General features: G+C 69.2%; 16 protein-coding genes and 3 pseudogenes. 15 read left to right on the top strand and 4 right to left on the bottom strand.

Features of this window, described 5'->3' with window-relative positions; all coding sequences use genetic code 11:
- Window positions 1-802: 802 nt before the first annotated feature.
- From ACIRB1_RS20265 to ACIRB1_RS20325, 13 genes and pseudogenes are all read left to right on the top strand, one after another.
- A complete protein-coding gene (locus ACIRB1_RS20265) occupies window positions 803-1,321 on the top strand; it encodes a (2Fe-2S)-binding protein (RefSeq protein ID WP_403466437.1) in 519 nt (172 codons plus the stop codon).
- Window positions 1,322-1,324: 3 nt separating this feature from the next.
- The gene (locus ACIRB1_RS20270; protein WP_351417194.1) at window positions 1,325-2,326 is read left to right on the top strand and encodes a xanthine dehydrogenase family protein subunit M; all 1,002 of its coding nucleotides are present in this window, start codon (window positions 1,325-1,327) and stop codon (window positions 2,324-2,326) included.
- Window positions 2,323-4,497, top strand: coding sequence for a xanthine dehydrogenase family protein molybdopterin-binding subunit (locus ACIRB1_RS20275; protein WP_403466438.1), 2,175 nt, complete (start codon window positions 2,323-2,325; stop codon window positions 4,495-4,497). The genes ACIRB1_RS20270 and ACIRB1_RS20275 overlap by 4 nt, the downstream gene beginning before the upstream one ends.
- Window positions 4,498-4,800: 303 nt before the next feature.
- On the top strand, window positions 4,801-5,961 hold the full coding sequence (locus ACIRB1_RS20280) for an XdhC family protein (protein ID WP_403466439.1): 1,161 nt from the start codon (window positions 4,801-4,803) through the stop codon (window positions 5,959-5,961).
- Between the two features lie 329 nt (window positions 5,962-6,290).
- On the top strand, window positions 6,291-7,931 hold the full coding sequence (locus tag ACIRB1_RS20285) for an MFS transporter (protein ID WP_316779871.1): 1,641 nt from the start codon (window positions 6,291-6,293) through the stop codon (window positions 7,929-7,931).
- 201 nt (window positions 7,932-8,132) lie between these two features.
- Complete coding sequence (locus tag ACIRB1_RS20290; RefSeq protein ID WP_316779874.1) at window positions 8,133-9,107, top strand: Lrp/AsnC family transcriptional regulator; 975 nt, start codon at window positions 8,133-8,135, stop codon at window positions 9,105-9,107.
- A gap of 52 nt (window positions 9,108-9,159) precedes the next feature.
- Window positions 9,160-10,173: an amidohydrolase family protein gene (locus ACIRB1_RS20295; RefSeq protein WP_319097805.1), complete on the top strand. Its 1,014-nt coding sequence runs from the start codon at window positions 9,160-9,162 to the stop codon at window positions 10,171-10,173.
- 114 nt (window positions 10,174-10,287) lie between these two features.
- A pseudogene (locus ACIRB1_RS20300) lies at window positions 10,288-10,827 on the top strand (winged helix-turn-helix domain-containing protein).
- A gap of 82 nt (window positions 10,828-10,909) precedes the next feature.
- Complete coding sequence (locus tag ACIRB1_RS20305) at window positions 10,910-11,275, top strand: hypothetical protein (RefSeq protein ID WP_286260058.1); 366 nt, start codon at window positions 10,910-10,912, stop codon at window positions 11,273-11,275.
- Between the two features lie 88 nt (window positions 11,276-11,363).
- Entirely contained in the window at window positions 11,364-12,113 is a 750-nt protein-coding gene (locus ACIRB1_RS20310) for an SDR family NAD(P)-dependent oxidoreductase (RefSeq protein WP_316779879.1), read from the top strand.
- 353 nt (window positions 12,114-12,466) lie between these two features.
- Window positions 12,467-13,306 (top strand): helix-turn-helix transcriptional regulator, encoded by an 840-nt coding sequence (locus tag ACIRB1_RS20315; protein WP_316779882.1) that lies wholly within the window; start codon window positions 12,467-12,469, stop codon window positions 13,304-13,306.
- A gap of 487 nt (window positions 13,307-13,793) precedes the next feature.
- On the top strand, window positions 13,794-14,030 hold the full coding sequence (locus tag ACIRB1_RS20320) for a hypothetical protein (RefSeq protein WP_286253768.1): 237 nt from the start codon (window positions 13,794-13,796) through the stop codon (window positions 14,028-14,030).
- A gap of 229 nt (window positions 14,031-14,259) precedes the next feature.
- Window positions 14,260-15,003, top strand: coding sequence for an NADPH-dependent F420 reductase (locus ACIRB1_RS20325; protein WP_185007532.1), 744 nt, complete (start codon window positions 14,260-14,262; stop codon window positions 15,001-15,003).
- Window positions 15,004-15,414: 411 nt separating this feature from the next.
- Here the strand turns inward: ACIRB1_RS20325 and ACIRB1_RS20330 are convergent, their stop codons facing one another.
- Entirely contained in the window at window positions 15,415-15,864 is a 450-nt protein-coding gene (locus ACIRB1_RS20330) for a hypothetical protein (RefSeq protein ID WP_403466440.1), read from the bottom strand.
- A gap of 105 nt (window positions 15,865-15,969) precedes the next feature.
- Window positions 15,970-16,908: an alpha/beta hydrolase gene (locus ACIRB1_RS20335; protein ID WP_316779893.1), complete on the bottom strand. Its 939-nt coding sequence runs from the start codon at window positions 16,906-16,908 to the stop codon at window positions 15,970-15,972.
- 97 nt (window positions 16,909-17,005) lie between these two features.
- Between ACIRB1_RS20335 and ACIRB1_RS20340 the strand changes: the two are divergent.
- Window positions 17,006-17,852 (top strand): annotated as a pseudogene (locus ACIRB1_RS20340) (IS5 family transposase).
- Here ACIRB1_RS20340 and ACIRB1_RS20345 read toward each other — a convergent pair.
- Entirely contained in the window at window positions 17,830-18,222 is a 393-nt protein-coding gene (locus ACIRB1_RS20345) for a nuclear transport factor 2 family protein (RefSeq protein ID WP_385993986.1), read from the bottom strand. The pseudogene ACIRB1_RS20340 and the gene ACIRB1_RS20345 sit on opposite strands and share 23 nt — an antisense overlap.
- Before the next feature lie 294 nt (window positions 18,223-18,516).
- Window positions 18,517-18,690 (bottom strand): annotated as a pseudogene (locus ACIRB1_RS20350) (DUF6233 domain-containing protein); the annotation flags it as partial.
- A gap of 123 nt (window positions 18,691-18,813) precedes the next feature.
- Here ACIRB1_RS20350 and ACIRB1_RS20355 point away from each other — a divergent pair.
- On the top strand, window positions 18,814-19,563 hold the full coding sequence (locus ACIRB1_RS20355; RefSeq protein ID WP_286253758.1) for an SDR family oxidoreductase: 750 nt from the start codon (window positions 18,814-18,816) through the stop codon (window positions 19,561-19,563).
- Window positions 19,564-20,045: the final 482 nt, after the last annotated feature.

Consider the following 20,045-nt stretch of genomic DNA (forward strand, 5'->3'; position numbering starts at 1 on the left):
TCTCCGCAGGCACCACCCCCTATCCAGACGACGTGCGCTGTCATTGTCGGACGGTCCGGCTTTCACCACATGAGGGTGTACATGGGCGGTGGGACCATGTGATCGTCAACGAGCCGCATCGACCGCTGGGCCTGCGGGGACGCCGGGCATTCCCACGCGTATCAACTGTCCTTGGTGGTGCCGCCGAAGGCGTGACACGGACAGCCACGCGCAGGGCGTGACGTACCGCGCGGCCCGGACCCGGCCGGGGAGCGCGCCGTCGCGCTCGCCGACGTCACCGCCGCCGAGTCGGGCGCGGACGCCCCGCGTCGGCGTTCCTTCGGCACGCACCCCGCGGGCCGCCTGGTTTCAGTCCGACCTTCCGCCGCCGAACGCACCTGCCGCCGAGGGGCCGTTGGCGGCCATCCTTTGGTGGCCTGAAGGTGCAGGTCAGGTAGACCCGCTCTGGGGGTTTCGTCCGGAGTGCGGGGCGGTCGGATCTTCCGCCTTCGACGATTGTCGCGAGCCCGCACAATCCCCCGTAGGCGCCCGCTGGTCAGACGTGGTGCGAAACCCTCCGCGATCACTCGATCAGACCACGCGACGTACCGACGACCGACCGGGAAACGGCCTGGCGGATGTGCGCCTGTGCGTGTCGTCCGAGGGGCTTGGGCTGGGGTGGCTGGACCGTTCAGGGACCTCTCCATCAGGCAGAGACCGCCGATCCATGGATAAACCTTCCTCTCCCGCTCCTGCGCGGGCGCTTCTACGGTCGAGGCCGCAGGCGCTCACCCGCCCGCCGCAACGAAGGAGCGAGCCCCCTATGGAGAAGACATCGACGACCACGAGGCCGCCGACCGGCCTGGTGGAGACGGCCTTCACCGTCAACGGCGAGGAGGTGTGCCTCGCGCTGGATCCTCGTGAGTCTCTGCTGGACGTGCTGCGGGAGCGTCTCGTGCTGACCGGGACCAAGAAGGGGTGCGATCAGGGGCAGTGCGGTGCCTGCACGGTGCACATCGACGGCCGTCGCGTCGTGTCCTGTCTGACTCCGGCGGTCCAGGTCGCAGGACAGGACGTGACGACCATCGAGGGGGTCGCGGCTCCCGACGGCACGCTGCACCCGTTGCAGCAGGCTTTCGTCGACTGCGACGCCCTGCAGTGCGGCTACTGCACACCTGGGCAGGTGATGTCCGGCCTGGCCTGCCTGGCCGAAGGCCACGCCGAGACCGACGGCGCCATCCGTGAGTACATGAGCGGCAACCTGTGCCGGTGCGGCGCGTATGTCGGCATCACCGCCGCCATCCGCCAGGTGGCCTACCAGGCCGCGCAGAGCGAGGTGTAGACGGTGCGCTCCTTCGCCTATGTGGTACCCGACAGCGTCGCCGGGGCCGTCGATGCCCTGGCCGCCGCCGAGCCGGGTACCAGGATCCTGGCCGGTGGCACGACCCTGTACGACCTGATGAAGCTCGGCATCGAGGCGCCGCCGGCCGTCATCGACATTCACCGTCTCGCCGAGCTGACCGAGATCAGCACCAGTGACGGCGAACTGTCGTTCGGTGCGGGAGCGAGAATGGCCGAGGTCGCCGACCATCCGGTCGTACGCCGTGACTATCCGGCGCTGTCGGAATCCTTGTGGCGGGCGGCGTCCCAGCAACTGCGCAACATGGCGACGGTGGGCGGGAACCTGCTGCAACGCACGCGATGCGGCTACTTCCGCGGCGGGGCGGAGTTCCCCTGCAACAAGAGGAATCCCGGCAGCGGCTGTGCGGCTCTCGAGGGACTCGACCGTACCCACGCGCTGCTGGGCACCAGTGACACCTGCATCGCCACCTACCCGGGCGACTGGGCCGTAGCCCTGATCGCGTTCGACGCCGTACTCGACGTGGTCGGCCCAGGCGGCGAGCGGACGCTGCCGCTCGGCGAGCTGCACGTCGAACCGGGAAACAACGCCCTGCTCGAACACACCCTGGCTCCCGATGAGTTGATTCTGCGGATCCGCGTTCCCGCGACACCCGCCGGTCGCGGCTCCACGTATCACAAGATCCGTGACCGGGAGTCCTACGCCTTCGCTCTCACCTCGGCCGCCACCGCCGTGACGCTGGACGCCCAGGGAATGGTCACGGACTGCCGGATCGGTTTGGGAGGGGTCGCCACGCGCCCCTGGCGGGCGACGACAGCGGAACGCTCACTGATCGGCGAGCGACTCACCAGGGAAACCGCCCGCCGCGCGGGGGAAGTCGCCTTCGCCGGGGCCCGCCCTCCTCGCACCGGCGCGTTCCGCGTGGAGCTGGGCATCCGCACCGTTACTGACGCACTGCTCACCGCCGGGAAGAGAGCCGCCCGATGAAGCCCCCAGACCTGCGCCGCGTCGATGCCCACGAAAAGGTCACCGGCAGCGCACGCTACGGCGCCGACCGCGTCCCGGACGACCTGGCGTATGCCATGTTCGCCGTGGCCACGATCGGCAAGGGCCGCACCGTGGCCATCGACACCGCCGCGGCCGAGGCGGTCCCCGGAGTCCGTCTGGTCCTGACCCGGTTCACCGAGGACGAACTGCGCGGTCCCGGGTTCCTGATGGGTGGAGGCTTCTCCTTCCAGAGCCTGCAGCCGCTGCTCAGCGATGTCGTCGCCTACCGGGGACAGCCGATCGCGTTGGTCGTCGCCGACACCCTGGTCGCCGCCACCGAGGCGGCGGAACTCGTCCGGGCACGCTACGAGACCGAGCCGTTCGCCGTCGGACTCGACGACGAAGGCGCCACCTCCGTCGTCCAGGAAGAAGCCCTGCCCTGGTTTCCCGACATCAAGGTGGGCGACGCCGAGGGCGCGTACGCGGCGAGCCCCGTGCAGATCGACGAGACCTACCTGCACCCGGCGCAGCACCAGGTCCCGATGGAACTGATCAGCTCGGTCGTGGAATGGCGGGGCGACAGGCTCGTGGTGCACGAGGGCACCCAGAACGCCGGCGCACTGCGCCACGGAGTCGCCACGCAGCTGAACCTCGATCCGGCGGATGTCGAAGTGATCTCGCCCTACACCGGAGGCGGCTTCGGATCCCGCAACGCACTGCAGCCGCACATCGGGCCGCTGGCGCTCGCCGCACGCCGGCTGATGCGTCCGGTCAAGCTGGTCGTTCCGCGCCCGCAGATGTTCCACGCCGGCAGCTTCCGGCCGGTCAGCCGTCACCGCATCCGGCTCGGCGCCGACCCGTCGGGACGGCTCCTGGCCGCCCTCCACGACGCGGAGCACCAGACGTCCCGCCACGACCTGTACCCCGCCATGTTCACGGAGATGACGTCGAGGCTGTACGGCGTACCCAATTTCGGGGGACGTCAGCGCCTGGTTCAGACCGATGTCCAGACGCCGGGATTCATGAGGGCTCCGATGGAGGGCCCGGCCAGCTTCGCGTTCGAGTCGGCCATCGACGCACTGGCCTACGCCACCGGCCGGGATCCCGTCGAGCTGCGGTTGGCCAACGACACCGCCACGGACCCGGTCACCGGGCTGCCTTTCTCCTCCCGCCACCTGGCGCGGTGTCTGACACGGGGTGCGGAGCGGTTCGGATGGGACAAACGCGATCCGCGGCCGGGGTCGATGCGTGCCGCTGACGGATCGTTCGTGGGCCTTGGCGTCGCTGTCGGCGCCCACCCGGTCCTGGTCGCTCCGGCCGTGGCCCGTATGTCCGCGGCGGTCGATGGCCGGGTGACCGTCGGCGTCGACGGTCACGAGATGGGGCAGGGCATCCGCTCGGCGATCGCTCTCCTGGTCGCGGAAGACCTCGGTGTGCCCGTGCGGGAAGTCGTCGTGCAGGTGGGTGACACGCGCATCGCGCCGCAGCATCTCACCGCCGGTGCGTGGGGCACCGCGACGGCGTTGCCCGCGGTGCACAAGGCACTGCGCGAGCTGCGCAAGCAGCTCGGCGCGGGCGACACCGGGACCGTGGATGTGGCAGACGCGGTCCGGGCCACCGGAGGCGGGGCGACGGAGGTGGAGGTGACCTCCGTGGGACCGGGCCAGCCCCCCGAGATGCTGGACCGTTCGCGGGCCGGCCTGTTCTCCGCCGCGGGTCCGGTCTTCCCGGAGTTCACGGCCTTCAGCTGGGTCGCTCACTTCGTCGAGGTCCGCATCGAGGCCACGACACGGCGCATCAGTGTGCCCAGGGCGCTCTGTGTGGTCGACTGCGGCCGGGTCGCCAGCCCGGTCACCGCGGCCAGTCAGGTCCGCGGGGGCGTGACCTGGGGCATCAGCCAGGCGCTCCGGGAGTCGAGCGAGGTCGACCCGCGCTTCGGCGGATTCCTCAACACCACGCTGGAGGAGTATCCCTTCGTGGTCAACGCCGACATACAGGAGATCGACTTCGACTTCATCGACGAGCCCGATCTGCTCCTCAACGACGTCGGTGTGAAGGGCCTCGGAGAGGTCACGATGATCGGCGCGGCAGCCGCTGTCGCGAACGCGGTCTTCCACGCCACCGGACAGCGCCAGAACCGGCTGCCCATCCGGATCGAGCACGTGATGTAGGCCGTCAACCCGTCAGGATCACTCCGGGCAGGAGTGCTCGGGTGGTGCGACCGACATCGCACCACCCACGGGATCACTGGAAATTCAGCCTCCCCGGAAATGCACATCCGGGGCTTGCCCGGGTGCCGTTCTGCACGGCGCAGGCCCCGTTCGCCAACGCGGTCTTCGATGCCACCGGCCTGTCCGGTAACCGGTCTCCCGCCCGGCTGCCGGACCCACCAGGGTCGCCGCCGCGTATGCACTCCCCGACGGCGCGGCGGCGACCCGCCCCACGCCCCGACGGCAAACCACGGAGAAGGACTCATGCTGAACATCGCGGACACACTGCACCGCTGGTGCCGCGAGGCACGCCCCTTCGCCCTGGCCACCGTCGTCGACGTCACCGGCAGCGCGCCCCTGCCCGTCGGTACGTCGGTCGCGGTGGACGAGGACGGCAACGCCGTCGGAAGCATCTCCGGCGGCTGTGTCGAAGGCGCCGTCTACGAACTGTGCCGACAGGTGCTACAGGACCGGGGCGCCCCACAGCGCGCATGGTTCGGCTACTCCGACGACGACGCCTTCGCCGTCGGCCTGACCTGCGGCGGCGAACTCGACGTTCTCGTCCAGCGCATCGACCCCGCGACCCGGCCGCATCTCGGCGCGGCCCTCGCCGAGGTTGCCGGGGACCGACCCGCCGCCGTGGCACAGGTCGTCGACGGCCCCGACGCACTCATCGGCGCCACCCTGAGCGTTCTCGGCGACAGCTGGACCGCCGACGCGACGCTGGCCGCAGGGCCGACAGGCCAGGCGGTGGCGGACCGGGCCACAGCCCAGCTCCGGGCGGGACGCACCGCGGCCGCCTCGTTCGGCGGGGACGCGGACACCTGCCCCGACCGGCTGTCCGTCCTCGTCCATGTGGCCGCGACCCGCCCCCGCATGCTGATCTTCGGCGCGGTCGACTTCGCCACCGCGCTCAGCCAGGCCGGCCGCTTCCTCGGCTACCGGGTCACCGTGTGCGACGCCCGCCCCGTCTTCGCCACCGCGGCCCGCCTCCCGCACGCGGACGAGGTCGTGGTCGACTGGCCGCACCGCTATCTGGAACGCACCGAGGTCGACGGCCGTACCGCCGTCTGCGTCCTCACCCACGACGCCAGGTTCGACATCCCCCTGCTGCAGTTGGCACTCGATCTGCCCGTCGGTTACGTGGGCGCGATGGGATCCCGCCGGACGCACGACGAACGCCTGCGTCTCCTGCGCGAGGCGGGCGTCGCGCAGGACCGACTGGCTCGGCTGCGTTCCCCGATCGGTCTCGACGTCGGTGCACGCACGCCTGAGGAGACGGCGGTCTCCATCACCGCGGAGATCATCGCCCATGCCAACCAGGGCACGGGCCTGTCCCTGACCCTGGGCACGGGCCCGATACACCGGCCGGGTCCCCAGGCAATCGACGAACATCGTGCCCTCAACCGGCTGGTGACGCCGTGACCTGGCACGCCCTCCGGGACGGCCCCTCCCACACAAGGACTGATCATGACGACCTTCGCCCTCGTCGAGGGCGGCGCCTGCGCCGTCCCCGGGCCCGCATCACTGGGCGGCCGGAACGGCTGTATCCGCGGCTCTGCCAGATCTTCGGGCACGCCGACAGCTGCCGACCGTTGTTCTCTGCCGGGTCGGACTTCCTCCGGACCGAAGGCCCCGATGTCGGATTTCCGGGATCCGGCGCTCGTGGCTGGCCTCGGCTCCCCGGCAAGCCGGAACGTTGCGGCGGAAGCCAGCCGACCACAGCGCCTGGTACCTAAGGGAGAGAGTCTTTTGTGAACGTCACGACCACGGCGAACCCGCCGCAGGAGCGGCGGGTGCCCACACTCGTCATGGCCTGCGTCGGCGTGTTCGTCGCCTATCTGCCGGTGACTACCGTCTCGGCGAGCCTGCCCGCCATTCAGCGGGCGCTGGACACGTCGACCTCGCAGCTGTCCTGGGTGAGCGTCGCGTTCGTGCTGCCCATGGCCGCGCTCATCCTCACCGCGGGCGTCTTCGGTGACGTGCACGGCCGTAAGAAGGTCTTCCAGGCGGGCCTGGCCTTCAGCGGTCTGGGTGCCCTGATCGCACTGTGCGCCCAGTCGATCGAGGTCGTCTGGGCCGGACAGGCCTTCGCCGGTCTGGGCGCGGCCGCGTTGCTGCCCTCGACTCTGGCCCTGATCAGCCACACCGTTCCCGATCCGCGAGAGCGCGGGAACTTCATCGGCGTGTGGGCGACCTCCCTGGTGGCCGCCCTCGCACTCGGCCCCGTCATCGCGGGCGTGATCCTCGAGCACTTCGCGTGGCGCTGGCTCTACCTGCTGCCCGTCCCCGCCTCGCTGCTCGCGCTGGTCGTCTCGACGAAGCTGCTCACCGACTCCCGTGCCCCAGGCACGCGCCGACTGGACTGGCCCGGCCAGATCACCGCCGCGCTGGCCATCACCGCTCTGGTCTACGGGATCATCGAGGGCGGCGCCGACTCCTTCACCGCCACCAAGGTGATGCTTGCCCTGTCCACCGCCGTTGCCGCATCGGTCGCTTTCATACGGGTGGAGCGGCGCAGCTCCAGCCCGATGCTGGACCTGACACTGTTCCGCAGCCCCTCCTTCACCGCCACCTCACTGATCGCCATGATCAGCTTCCTCGGGCTCATCGGGTTCTTCTTCGCCCTCAGCCTCTACTTCGGCATGGTCCAGCAGCTCAGCACCCTCGAATCGGCCTGGCGGCTGCTGATGGTGTGCATGGTGCCGCTGGTCCTCGGTGTCCCCATGGGACGCCTGGTGCACCGGGTCTCTCCGCGGGTGCTGATTCCCGGCGGCCTGCTGGTCGTGGCGGTCGCGCTGCTGTCGCTGACCACGATCGACGCCAACACCTCGTTCGGTTCACTGGCCTGGCGGATGGCCCTGCTCGGCCTGGGCGTGTCGTTCGTCCTGACCCCGATGACCGCCACCGCCGTCAGTTCGGTGCCGTTCCACCAGGCCGGTATGGCCGCTGCCGCCAACAACGCCTTCCGTCAACTCGGCGGCGCCCTGGGCCCCGCCGTCCTGGGCGCGCTGCTGTCCTCTCGTGCTGTGGACGCTCTGCCCGGACATCTCACCGACGCGGGGCTGGGCGGAGCGACGATCCGGCGCGTCACCGAGGCAGCGGACGCCGGCGGACTGCGTTCGGTCGGCAGGCTTCGCCTGGGCGCGGACACCCCGCGTGTCCTCGGCGCCGTGTCGCAGGCGTTCATCGACGGTCTTCAGCTCTGCCTGGTCGTCGCGGCCGTCCTGACCCTGCTGGCGGCCGTGGTGGGCTTCTTCCTGCTGCGCCGGCCGCAGCAGCAGTCGGTCCTACCGGCAACAGACCCGGCTGCCTCCGTACAAGGGCCTCGCACACCCGACCTGCCCACCGCCGGCACTCAGACGGTGCCTGGCGCAGGCAGCCGCCCCTCGTGAGCCCCGGACCCGCACCGAGATGACACCAGACGTACCGGCACGGCTCAGGAGCGGACAGTCACCGCGCCGGTACCGGCGCCGACCGTGGGGACGGGCGCGGCGCCGCGCAGTGGCCCGGGATCGGACCCTTCCCGTCCCGGGCCACACAGCGCTGTCGTACGACACGACGTGAACTTCACCCGGCCGAAGCAGGAGCCATCGATGCAGTCCCCTTCACCCGACGCGCTCGATCTGAAGCTGCTGCACGCGCTCCAGGTGGACGGGCGGGCGCCGTTCAGCCGCATCGCCGAAATCCTCGGAGTGTCCGACCAGACCGTCGCCCGCCGCTTCCGCAAACTGCGCACCACCGCCGGACTCAGGATCGTCGGCATGACCGACGAGAGCCTGCTGGGCCGCCAGAGCTGGATCGTCCGGCTGCGCTGCACTCCCGACGTAGCCGAACAACTCGCCACCGCGCTGGCCCGGCGTCCCGACACCTCACACGTCGATCTCATCTCCGGCGGCACCGAAGTGCTGTGCGCCATGGGAGCCCGCAGCCGACAGGACCGCGACGAACTGCTCTTCGACCGCCTGCAACGCACGCCTCAGGTCATTTCGGTCAGCGCCCACTGCCTGCTGCACACCTTCTACGGCGGCCCGCTCGGCTGGCTCGACAAGACTCAAGCGCTCGAACCCGACCAGGAGGCGGCACTGCGTCTCCCGTACAGCGAGCCGGTAGCCGCCCGCATCGCTCTCGACGGAGCAGACGAGGCGCTGCTCGCCGTGCTGCGGCGCGACGGCCGGGCGACCTTCAGTGAATTGCAGACCAGCACCGGCCAGTCGGAGTTCGCTGTCAAGCGGCGCCTGGAGCGTCTGCGCTCCACGGGCATCCTCTACTTCAAGGTGCAGCATGACCGCGAGTCCCTCGGACACGGCATCAGCGCGATGCTCTGGCTCACCGTCGCCCCCTCCGCACTCGACACCGCCGGACGGAAACTGGCCGAACACCACGAGGTCCGCTTCGCCGGCGCCACCACCGGCCAGGCCAACCTCCTCGCGACCGTCGCCACCTCGAGCACCGGCGAGCTCTACACATACCTCAGCAAGAAGATCGGCGGCCTCGACGGAGTGCAGGCCGTGGAAACCGCCCTGACCCTGCGGCACGTCAAGCAACTCACCTACGAGCCGAGCCGCTGACCGCCGCCCCCTTGTGTCGCACTCACATTCCAATTGGACGGAGAACAAGATCATGCGCATCGTTGCTCTAGAGGAACATGTCCTTTTCACTGATCTGGCGCAAAGGATTTCCACCGCGGACGTCGCTGCATCCGGATGGGTGCCGGCCGGATGGGCGCCCTCTGATGCAGACGAGCCGGCGAGTGCGCTCGACCGGGCCCTGGACGATACAGAGCAGGAACGCATCGGCTCGATGGACGAAGCCGGAATCACCATGCAGGTGCTGTCGGCCGTGGGCCCGGGCGCCGAGATGCTGGCCGGTGAGGAGGGTGTGAGCCTTGCGCGCGACTATAACGACCGACTGGCTCAGGCCGTCGAACGGCAACCGGATCGGTTCGCGGCGTTCGCGCACCTCCCCATGAAGGATCCCGAGGCGGCCGCGGACGAACTGGAACGGTGCGTGACCCGATTGGGCTTCCGTGGCGCCTCGATCAACGGGACCACCGACGGACTGTTCCTCGACGACCCGCGCTTCGCTCCGATCCTGTCACGTGCCGAGGCCATCGGCGCCCCCCTCTATATCCATCCCGGACCCGCGCCACGTGCGGTGCGCGACATCTACTTCCAGGGGCTGCCGGACTTTACCGCGTTCATCTTGTCCAATGCCGGTTTCGGCTGGCATGCGGAAACAGGGCTTCACATTCTGCGCCTGGCCGTGTCGGGCGCACTCGACCGAAATCCGGATCTGAAGCTGATCATCGGCCATATGGGCGAGCTGCTGCCGATGATGCTTCAGCGCGTCGATGCGATGTTCGGACCGGGAAAGGAAATCGGGCTGCAGCGAGACGTATCGCAGACCATCTTGGATCAGGTGTGGATCACGACCAGTGGCTTCTTCGACCAATCCGCGTTCCTCGCCGCCCTGACCGCTTTCGGCGCGGATCGCATCCTCTTCTCGGTCGATTATCCGTACAGCCCCAATGACGAGGCCACGGCGTTCCTCAACAACTTGCCGGTTTCTCCCGCCGATCGGGCGCGGATCGCCCATGGCAACGCCGACGCGCTCCTTGGCTTGTCAGGAGCCTGATCGTTCGCGCTCTCACACACTCTCAAGGACTCCGGAGAGAACCTGCTGAACTTGATCGGGTGATGTCGGGGCGTTCTCCTGACGCCTCTGCGATGGTCAGGTAGCTGTGGGCTTGTGAGATGTGCGCAGGGCGGCGAGCTGACCGACGCTGGGAGGGCAGCGCGGGAGCGGGTCCGACTGCAGGCCGTGGACCGCTTCGAGCGCGGGGAGAAGAACCGGGAGGTCGCCGCCGCGCTGCGAGTGAGTGAGCGGTCCGTGGAGCGGTGGCGCCGGCCCTGGCGCGAACACGGTGCGGCCGGTGCCGCCTCCGTGGGATCACCCGGACGACCCCAGCTCAGCAATGCTCAATTGTCCCGGCTTGAAAGCGAGTTGCAGCGTGGGCCGTTGGCACACGGCTGGGCAGATCAGCGGTGGACACTGGCCCGGGTGAAGACGCTCATCGGTCTCATGCTCCACGTCTCGTACACGCTCCAAGGCACGTGGCGGCTCCTGAGACGGCACGGCTGATCGTGGCAGCAGCCCGCCCGCCGGGCCATCGAACGCGACGACGCGGCGGTCGAGTTGTGGAAGAAGGACGTCTGGCTGCGGGTAAAAGCACCGCGGCGGCTCTCGGTGCCTGGATCGTCTTCCAGGACGAGGCCGGGCAGTCGCTGACGCCGCCGCGCTCCAGGACCTGGGGCCGCAGGGGCTGCACGCCGTGGTGCGGGTACGCGGGCGAGGATCGGGCCGGGTGTCGATGGCAGGGATGGTCTGCTACCAGCCGGGCCGCCGCTCGCGGATGTTCTACGCGGTACGCGAGTACCGGTGCCGCCTGGGCCAGCCGAAGGGTTTCGGCTGGCGAGACCTGCGCGACCTGGTCGTGCGGGCCCGCATCCAGCTCGGCGGGCTCATCGTGCTCGTCTGGGACAACGTGCGCCTCCATCTCACCGCGGGGATGGGTGAGTTCATCGCTGCGAACGCCACCTGGCTCACCGTCTTCCAACAGGTTGTGATCCTGGCCCCCGGGTTCTCCTACCGGTGGCTCGCTACGCCCGCTCTGGAGGCGCTGACCGGGCAGGAGCGTCGTCTGCGGCTCAGCCAGGGAGCGCCGGTCCATGGATAAGCCGTCCTCTCCCGCCGCTGCGCGGGCGCTCCTACGGTCGAGGCTGCGGGCGCTCACCGGCCCGCCGTACCGAAGGAGCAAGTCCCCCATGAAGATGACCGGCAACACGATCCTGATCACCGGCGGAACCTCGGGCATCGGCCTCGGTCTGGCCCTGCGTCTGCACGAGGCAGGCAACAAGGTGATCGTCGCCGGCCGGCGCAAGGAACTCCTCGACGAGATCACGGCCGAGCACCCCGGCATCGACGCCCTCGTTCTCGATGTCGCGGACCCCGACTCGATCGCCCGGGCCCGTGAGACCGTGGCGGCGAGCCACCCCGGGCTGAACGTCCTCGTCAACAACGCCGGCATCATGCAGCGGGAGAACCTCCTCGACCCGGCCGGACTCCAGGTCTCCGAAGATCACATCGCGACCAATCTGCTCGGCACGATCCGGATGACGTACGCCTTCCTGCCGCTGCTGGTGGGCAAGGACGACGCGGTCGTCATGAACGTCACCTCAGCGCTGGCGTTCGTCCCCTATCAGAGCACCCCGACCTACAGTGCGACCAAGGCCGCGCTGCACTCCTTCTCCGAGAGCCTGCGCATCCAGCTCGCCGGCGCTGACACCGGTGTCCAGGTGATCGAGATGGTCCCGCCGGGCGTGCAAACCAACCTGTTCGGCCAGCAGGACAGCGAACACGCCATGCCGCTGGACGACTTCCTCACCGAAGCCCTCGACCTGCTGCGCGAGAAGCCCGACGCGAAGGAGATTGTCGTCGAGCGTGCCAGGTTCATCCGCGACGCAGTGGCCACCGGCTCCTACGACGACGTCCTCGCCATGATCGCCGGCAGTTGACCGACCTGTTGTTTCCGACGGGAAACAACAGCACGCGAGAGCCGTCACGCGACGAACCTCGTCCCATCGGCCGGGCCGGGCGACGAGGCCCGGGGCCGGTCAAAGCGTTGGGTGTCCTCGACGGGGGACCATCGCGGCGGGCCGTCTTCCAGACCGACGGCCTGCGGCGTACCGCCGACGGATGGTGAATCTCCCAGCGGATCAGGCAGGGGCAGGTGATCATCGGGTCGTCTCGCTGCGAGCGCCCTCGGTGTCGGCCGTGTGAGCGGCTTCGCGCGGCTGGGAGAGGAGTGGCTTAGCCATGGATCGGCGGTCTCTGGATAGCCGGGCGGGATGGGGCGAGGATGGGTGGCATGGACAAGAAGGAACTGGCGGAATTCCTGCGTCATCGGCGTGAGGCGCTGCGGCCCCGCGATGTCGGGCTGGTCGAGGGGCCGCGCAGGCGTACGCAGGGGCTGCGACGTGAGGAGGTCGCCCAGCTCGTCGGCATGTCCACCGACTACTACGCCCGGCTGGAACAGCAGCGCGCCCCGCAGCCCTCCGTCCAGATCACCACGGCTCTCGCCCGGGCACTACGGCTGACCCTGGACGAACGCGACCATCTCTTCGCGCTCATCGGCCACAACGCTCCGGCCCGCTTTCACCGCTCCGAGCATGTCAGCCCGACCCTGATGCGGGTCCTGGACCGCCTGGACGACTCCCCGGCCCTGGTGCAGACCGACCTGCTCGACACCCTCGCGATGAACCCCTTGGCCATCGCGCTGCTCGGCGACCAGACCCGCCACACCGGTCTGGCCAGTAGCGGCTACTACCGCTGGTTCATGGACCCGGCCGAACGTCTGGTGTATCCCGAGGAGGTCCACGAACACCACGGCCGCGCCCATGCGGCGCGCCTGCGGGCCGCGCTGACCGCCGGCAGCGACACCCCCCGAGCCGCCCGGATCCTCGCCGAACTCCAAGAACACAGCCCCGAGTTCGTCCGCATGTGGGAACTGCAGGAAGTCGCACAGAGCTACGACGACTGCAAGACCCTCCTCCATCCCGAACTCGGCCGCATCGATGTCGACGCCCAGCTCCTGTTCACCGAGAACCGTGCCCAGACCCTGGTGGTGCTGACCACTCGCCCCGGCACGGAGAGCCACAGCAAGCTTGAACTGCTCTCCGTCATCGGGCACCAGCAGCTCACCCCCTGACGTCCTGGACTGGGGGGACCGGGCCGGGCTCGGCGCGGGAGGGGCCGAACAAGCTGGAGACCTGTGTGCCGAATCCGGCCAGGGGCGCTGGTGATGCATGCGGGGCACGGTCCAGGACGCCGGAAGTCGTCGGGTCCGGCGGCGCGGCCCCCGCGCACCCACTTCCGCACGGCTCTTGTCCTGCGCGCTGCGGCCAGACAGGTGGGCCCCTGGGCTGTCCGGACTCCGTGGTCGGGCCGCCGGTTTGACCGGATGCAGCCTCCGTTTTACTCTCGCAGATAGGCGGAGGCGGCATCCGTTTTGATGCGGCCGCAGGATCACGGCAGGCAGGAGGGTGCATGAGCGCCGGTGAACAGCGGGGACGTAAGCCCCGCGCGGTCGTCCAGCGCAACCGCGCTGCCCTCCTGAGCGCATCCGGGGCGTTCCGGCCGGGACGCCCGGCAGCCTCGCCAGCTCCGTCACCGGCGACTTTGAGGAGGCGCGGCGTGTGGCCATGCGGCTCGTGGACGACACCGGCTACGACGCCGGCATGCTGGCCGACTCCTGGCGCCAGCAGCCGAACAGCCCCGCCTACTGCACCGAACTGCCCCTCGACGAGCTTCCCGCGGCCGACCGCGGCAAGGGCGCGGCCATCCGCGACAGCCTCCCGGAACGCTTCGCCGCCCTCCCGGCCAACCCCACCGTCGATGACGTCGTCGAGATGAACCGCGCCGCCCACCGCTGAGTCGCCCGACGCGACTCTCGCGGACGCGACGGCACGAGGGCGGCAATGCCGGCACACCACGAACACACACGACGAGCACGAAGAGCGGCGCTCACTTCGGCAAGGTCGCCATCACCCACTGACACCACCGCGTCCGCGATCGGCCGCAGCCCCGGTCGCGCCGCAGGGACCAAGCCCGGGAACCCCGGTCACCGAAACCGGGGTTCCGTTCCGGACAAGGAGTTTCACCATGAAGATCGGCATTCTCGGCACCGGGAACATCGGCAAGACGTTGACCAGGCGGTTGAGCGCGGCCGGGCACGAGGTGAAGGCGGCCAATTCGCGCGGCCCGGAGACGATCGAGGCGGACGTACTGGCCTCGGGCGGACGAGCGGTGACAGCGGCGGAAGCTGTAGCGGACGTCGACGCCGTGGTCCTCTCGATTCCCTTCGCCCGCATTTCGCAGGTCGCACCACTGATCGCCAAGGTTCCGGCTGACACGGTGGTCATCGACACGTCGAACTACTTCCCGCATCGGGACAACGGAATCGCGGCGATCGAGGCCGGCCAGGCCGAGAGCGTGTGGGTTGCAAAGCTGCTGGGCCGGCCCATCGTCAAGGCGTGGAACTCGATCGGAGCCGAGTCGTTCGCGCACAGGAACAAGCCGGTGGGAAGTGCGGACCGCATCTCGCTCCCCGTCGCGGCCGACAGTCCGCGCGAGCGTGACCTGGCCATGGCACTCGTGGAGGACACCGGGTTCGACGCCTTTGATGCGGGGCCGCTCGCGGAATCGTGGCGGCAGCAGCCCGGCACACCCGCCTACTGCACGGATCTCACCCGTCAAGAGCTGCCGGACGCACTGGCGACGGCCGACGCGGCGCGATCACCGAAGCGGCGTGACCTCGGGCTCGCCGTGATCCGGGAACGCTTCGGGGCCGGCGTGCAACCGGACGCGGAATACCTTGTCCGCCTGAACCGCGCAATTTCCATGTGAGGAGGTACGGGGGCCGACGCGGTGACCCGTGAGAGGCCCTCGTGTCTCGCCCCTGTCTCCAACTGCTCCGCGACGAACCCCGCCACCCCCGGCGGCACGTCGGCCGGCGCCGACAAGAAGGTGCCGGCATCCGTACAGTGCCCCACTGCACCGCGGCCCAGCCGGTTGTGAGACAGGCGCTTGGCCCGGGTCTGTTCCAAGGCCACCACGTCCAGCCGGAGAACCCCTCCGGCTCCTGAATGGAGGGCTCGTCGGCGAACCGCGCGTACCGGCCTTCTGCTCTCCTGAAAGCCAGTCAACTGCCACAGGTGGTGACGCCAGGCAACAGACACCTCACTGGAAGCCGGCATCGGTGCGTCGCAGGTCGTCGGCGTGGACGACGCTGGCGACACCGCCGCCCTCCCGCGCTCCTCATCCGATCCGAACCCCCGGGCGGTTCAGGGGGGAGTCCGGACGGCTGTTCACGATCACCGTGCCGCGCTGGGTCATGGTGACCCGGTCGTAGTGCCGCCGCAGTCCCGGGCAGGCGGGGAAGTAGGAGTCGTTGTGACGGCTGCCACCTGCGTCGTTCCAGAAGTGCAGCGGCATGGACGGCATCGGTAGGATGATCACCAGCTCGGCGGTCTGCCCACGGACCGGCCCGCCCGCCGGACCCCACGCCTCCAGCGTGACTCCCAGGGACGGACCGGACAGCTCGCCGGGTCGGACCGGCAGGATCGGTGCGCCGCCGACGAGCGCGGTCGCCACGCCCGTCCCACCGCTCGCGGACTGCACCTCGACGTGTTCCCCGACCGGGGTGCGGATCCACTCGTCCGCGGATGCCGGCAGGTGTGATCTGGCTGAGACGTCGTCAGGCGCCATTTATGTTGGCCTCGGTGTGCCGGCTTTCGAGGTCGCCGTTCAGGGACCGCGCGAGTTCTGGCATCGGATGGTTTGGACGTCATGTGGTCGTGTGGTGCTTTTTGGTCAGGGGGTGGAGGTGGGGTAGAAGGCGTTGATCTCGGCCAGGACGCGGTCGGGTGCTTCGTGGGCGAGGAAGTGTCCGGCGCCGGGGACGACGGCGGAGGTGGCGTGGGGGGCGGCGTCATGGATGGGCGGCAGGAACACGTCGGCGAGGGCGGCCTGGGTGATCATGTGGACCGGGATGGTCAGCGGGGTGTCCTGGAGTGTGGTGTTGTCGGCCTCGTCCTGGGTCAGGGTCCGGTAGAGCTCGAAGCCGGCGTGCAGGACCTGGGGGCGGGAGAACACCCGGACGAACTCGGCGAGTTCGTCGTCGGAGACGTTCTCGCCGGCGGTCTTCACACTCTGGAAGAAGTGGGTGAGGAAGGTTTCGACCCGGCCGGTTACCAGTTCCTCGGCGAGCGGATTCTGCAAGAAGAAGGAGAAGTGCCAAGATACCGATGCGAGGGTGGCGAACCTCAGGTTCTTGCCGACGAGGCCGCCGTCCATGAGGAACAGGCCCGCCACCTGGTCGCGGTGCTGGGCGGCCAGTGGGTAGGCGACGTTGAGGCCGAAGTCGTGGCCGACGACCTGTACGTTCTCGTGGTGGCCCAGGTGGTTGAGCAGCTTGTGGACGTACGTGGCCAGGACCGTCTTGGTCATGGAGGGCGGGTTTCCGGTCGAGTCGCCCATGCCCGGCAGGTCGATGGCGATGACGGTGCGGCCGGGCAGCAGTGAGGGCATGATCGGGCGGTACTCGTACCAGCTCTGCGGCCAGCCGTGCAGCAGCACCATGACCTGCGGGCCGTCGCCGCCGATGACGTAGTGCATCTGCACGTCGTCGATGGTGATGAAGCCGTGCCGGAAGTACTTGTTGAACTCGGCGTCGTCCTTGGTCGCCGCGTCGTAGCCGGGGCTGAGCGGCTCCTCCGACCCGACGGCTACGGCGGTGGTGAAAGCGTTCATGGCGGTGTTACGTCCTTTTTTAGGGGTCCGTGCAGAAAGATCGTGTTGTGCTACGGCGGCGATGTACGTAATCCCGTGTTTTCTGTGGGGTGTGACCATGGCGCGGCGGAAGCCGTGGGAGGTCAGTGACGGGTTGTGGGTGGTGATCGAGCCGCTGTTGCCGAAGCATGAGCGGCGGTTCCGATACCGGGGGTGTAAGCGGAGCGATGACCGCAGGACACTCCAGGGTGTGTTGTTCGTCCTGTACACAGGTGTCCAGTGAGAGTTCCTGCCGCAGGAGTTGGGGTTCGGTTCGGGTCCTGCCTGCTGGCGGCGGCTGGCCGAGTGGCAGGAGGCAGGGGTGTGGGAGGAGCTCCAGCGGGTGCTGCTGGACGGGTTGCGGGCGGCGGACCGTCTCGACTTCTCCCGCGCCACCGTCGACGCCTCTCATGTGCAGGCCAAGCGGGGACGAAGCAGCCCGAAAGTCGGTCCGAGCCCGGTTGACCGCGGGCGGCCGGGTTCGAAGCATCACGTGCTGACCGATGCCCGCGGCACTCCGCTGCGGGTGTCTCTGACCGGCGGTCACCGCCACGATGTCACCGGGCTTCTGACGCTGATCGACAGCCTTGGGCCGGTGCGGGCAAGCGGGGCCGCCCCCGGCGCAAACCCAGGATGCTGTATGCCGACCGCGGCCAGGACTACGACCTCTATCGCCGCCGACTGCGCGAGCGTGGCATCACACCGGAGATCGCTCGACGGAGCCGGCCGCACGGCTCGGGTCCGGGCAAGGTCCGCTGGGACGCCGAGTCCGCCAACGCCTGGCTCCGTGGCCCTCGCCGCCTGTGGATCCGGTGGGAGCACGCGAGGACATGCACGACGCCTTACTGCAACTCGCCCATTGCATGACACTCGCCCGCAAGCACCCGGCTTTTGCAAGCACCCCTAGAAGCGACGTGGCCAGGTGAGATGGATGGCCCGCCGGGAAATGCGCCAGCCGTCATCGGTGCGTCGCAGGTCGTCGGCGTATACGACGCTGGCGACATCGCCGCCCTCCAGCAGGCTCAGTCCTTTGGATCGGGCCCGCACCTCGTCGCCCGGGCCTTCCGACACGACGATGTTCGTCGTGTGGTGGGCCTTCGCGTGTCCGGGGGCGTTCATGAAGGCCGCGATCGCGTCCAGCCCGACGACCGGGGCACCGCCGAAGACGCTGCCGTCCCACACCGCGTCTTCGGTGAGGCATTCGCCGAGACGGTCCAGTTCGTGGTCGTCCATGATGTGCGCCCACAGCGCCACGACCCTGCTGATTTCGACGGTGTCTTCATTCGTGGGTTTCACGTTCGGCTCTCCATTTTGTGCGTTGCTGGATCAGGCCTTGGCGCCGCTCAGCAGGGCCAGCACCTGGTCGTAGGCGCCGTTGACCTCGGCGATACTCTCCTTCGCCGCAGGGGCCGGGCGCGCCCGGCAGTCTCGACTATGGGGGTGTATCGGCGAGGGCGGGAGAGGATCACATGTCCATGGACCGACAATCCTCCCCAGCCGGCCACCATGGAGATCGCGCACGAGAAAGAGCTGCGGTCGTGAGCTACGAGACGTGCTCAACCAGCTCGTACGGGACGTCGAGCATGGGCTGCACAGGGGGCACAGCCGGGTACCGGGATGCTTCGCGGCGTCCAGTGCCTGGCCCGGGGTCGGCAGCGGCGCCCCGGTGGGTGCTTCCTCGCAGTCGACGGCGTGGACGACGCCTCGGCCGGGACCGCGGCCGCCGTCCGGCTTCTGCAGGACCCAGCCCGACGGCCGGCGTTCGCTTCACGAGACAGAGACCGCCGACCCATGGATAAACCGTCCTCTCCCGCCGCTGCGCGGGCGCTCCTACGGTCGAGGCTGCGGGCGCTCACCGGCCCGCCGTACCGAAGGAGCAAGTCCCCCATGAAGATGACCGGCAACACGATCCTGATCACCGGCGGAACCTCGGGCATCGGCCTCGGTCTGGCCCTGCGTCTGCACGAGGCAGGCAACAAGGTGATCGTCGCCGGCCGGCGCAAAGAACTCCTCGACGAGATCACGGCCGAGCACCCCGGCATCGACGCCCTCGTCCTCGATGTCGCCGACCCCTCCTCGATCGCCCGGGCCCGTGAGACCGTGGCGGCGAGCCACCCCGGGCTGAACATCCTGGTCAACAACGCCGGCATTCAGCTGCTGGAGAGCGTCCTCGACCCGGCCGGACTCCAGGCCGCGGAGGATCACATCGCGACCAATCTGCTCGGCACGATCCGGATGACGTACGCCTTCCTGCCGCTGCTTTCGGGCAAGGACGACGCGGCCGTCGTGAACGTCACCTCCGCGCTGGCGTTCGTACCGCTCCCGTTCACACCGACCTACAGCGCGACCAAGGCCGCGCTGCACTCCTTCTCCGAGAGCCTGCGCATCCAGCTCGCCGGCGCTGACGCCGGCGTCCAGGTGATCGAGGTGGTCCCGCCGGCTGTACGCACGACCCTGATGGGCCAGCAGGACAACGAGCAATCCATGCCGTTGGACGATTTCCTCACCGAGGCTCTCGACCTGCTGCGCGAGAAGCCCGACGCGAAGGAGATTGTCGTCGAGCGCGCCAGGTTCCTCCGCGACGCACAGGCCAACGGCTCCTACGACGAGGTCCTCGCCATGATCAGCGGCAGCTGACCGACCTGTGACAGACGCGGAACAACAGCACGCGGGCGGGTCCTGTTGAGCCGCATCATGGACCAACGCGAGCAGGATCCGCCTCGGGGAGCTCCTCACCGAGGCCGCGGAACGGTACGGAAGCGCCTTCGGCTCCGCCCCGGTCGTCGCACTGGAGGCGACCGGCGCCGTCCGAGCGCCGAGGGGCACGCGAGCGCCCGGCTGACACGGCGAACTTCGTCGTGCCAGCCGGGCCGGGCGACGAGGCCCGGGGCCGGTCAAGCGTTGGGTGTCCTCGACGGGGCAATGTCGCGGCCAGCTGTCTGCCATGCCGACGGCCTCCGGCGCACTGCCGACAGCTGGTGAATCTCCCAGCGGATCACGCAGGGCTGATGATCATCGGGTCGTCTCGCTGCGAGCGCCCTCGGTGTCGGCCGTGTGAGCGGCTTCGCGCGGCTGGGAGAGGAGTGGCTTAGCCATGGATCGGCGGTCTCTGGATAGCC

It is taken from the genome of Streptomyces sp. NPDC096013, assembly GCF_044763565.1.
GTDB lineage: Bacteria > Actinomycetota > Actinomycetes > Streptomycetales > Streptomycetaceae > Streptomyces.

Excerpts from the sequence above, each read along its gene's own strand:
- ACIRB1_RS20265 (WP_403466437.1), top strand. The coding sequence starts at position 803 with ATGGAGAAGACATCGACGACCACGAGGCCGCCGACCGGCCTGGTGGAG.
- ACIRB1_RS20275 (WP_403466438.1), top strand. The coding sequence starts at position 2,323 with ATGAAGCCCCCAGACCTGCGCCGCGTCGATGCCCACGAAAAGGTCACC.
- ACIRB1_RS20280 (WP_403466439.1), top strand. The coding sequence starts at position 4,801 with ATGCTGAACATCGCGGACACACTGCACCGCTGGTGCCGCGAGGCACGC.
- ACIRB1_RS20290 (WP_316779874.1), top strand. The coding sequence starts at position 8,133 with ATGCAGTCCCCTTCACCCGACGCGCTCGATCTGAAGCTGCTGCACGCG.
- ACIRB1_RS20295 (WP_319097805.1), top strand. The coding sequence starts at position 9,160 with ATGCGCATCGTTGCTCTAGAGGAACATGTCCTTTTCACTGATCTGGCG.
- ACIRB1_RS20305 (WP_286260058.1), top strand. The coding sequence starts at position 10,910 with ATGGCAGGGATGGTCTGCTACCAGCCGGGCCGCCGCTCGCGGATGTTC.
- ACIRB1_RS20310 (WP_316779879.1), top strand. The coding sequence starts at position 11,364 with ATGAAGATGACCGGCAACACGATCCTGATCACCGGCGGAACCTCGGGC.
- ACIRB1_RS20315 (WP_316779882.1), top strand. The coding sequence starts at position 12,467 with ATGGACAAGAAGGAACTGGCGGAATTCCTGCGTCATCGGCGTGAGGCG.
- ACIRB1_RS20325 (WP_185007532.1), top strand. The coding sequence starts at position 14,260 with ATGAAGATCGGCATTCTCGGCACCGGGAACATCGGCAAGACGTTGACC.
- ACIRB1_RS20330 (WP_403466440.1), bottom strand. The coding sequence starts at position 15,864 with ATGGCGCCTGACGACGTCTCAGCCAGATCACACCTGCCGGCATCCGCG.
- ACIRB1_RS20335 (WP_316779893.1), bottom strand. The coding sequence starts at position 16,908 with ATGAACGCTTTCACCACCGCCGTAGCCGTCGGGTCGGAGGAGCCGCTC.
- ACIRB1_RS20355 (WP_286253758.1), top strand. The coding sequence starts at position 18,814 with ATGAAGATGACCGGCAACACGATCCTGATCACCGGCGGAACCTCGGGC.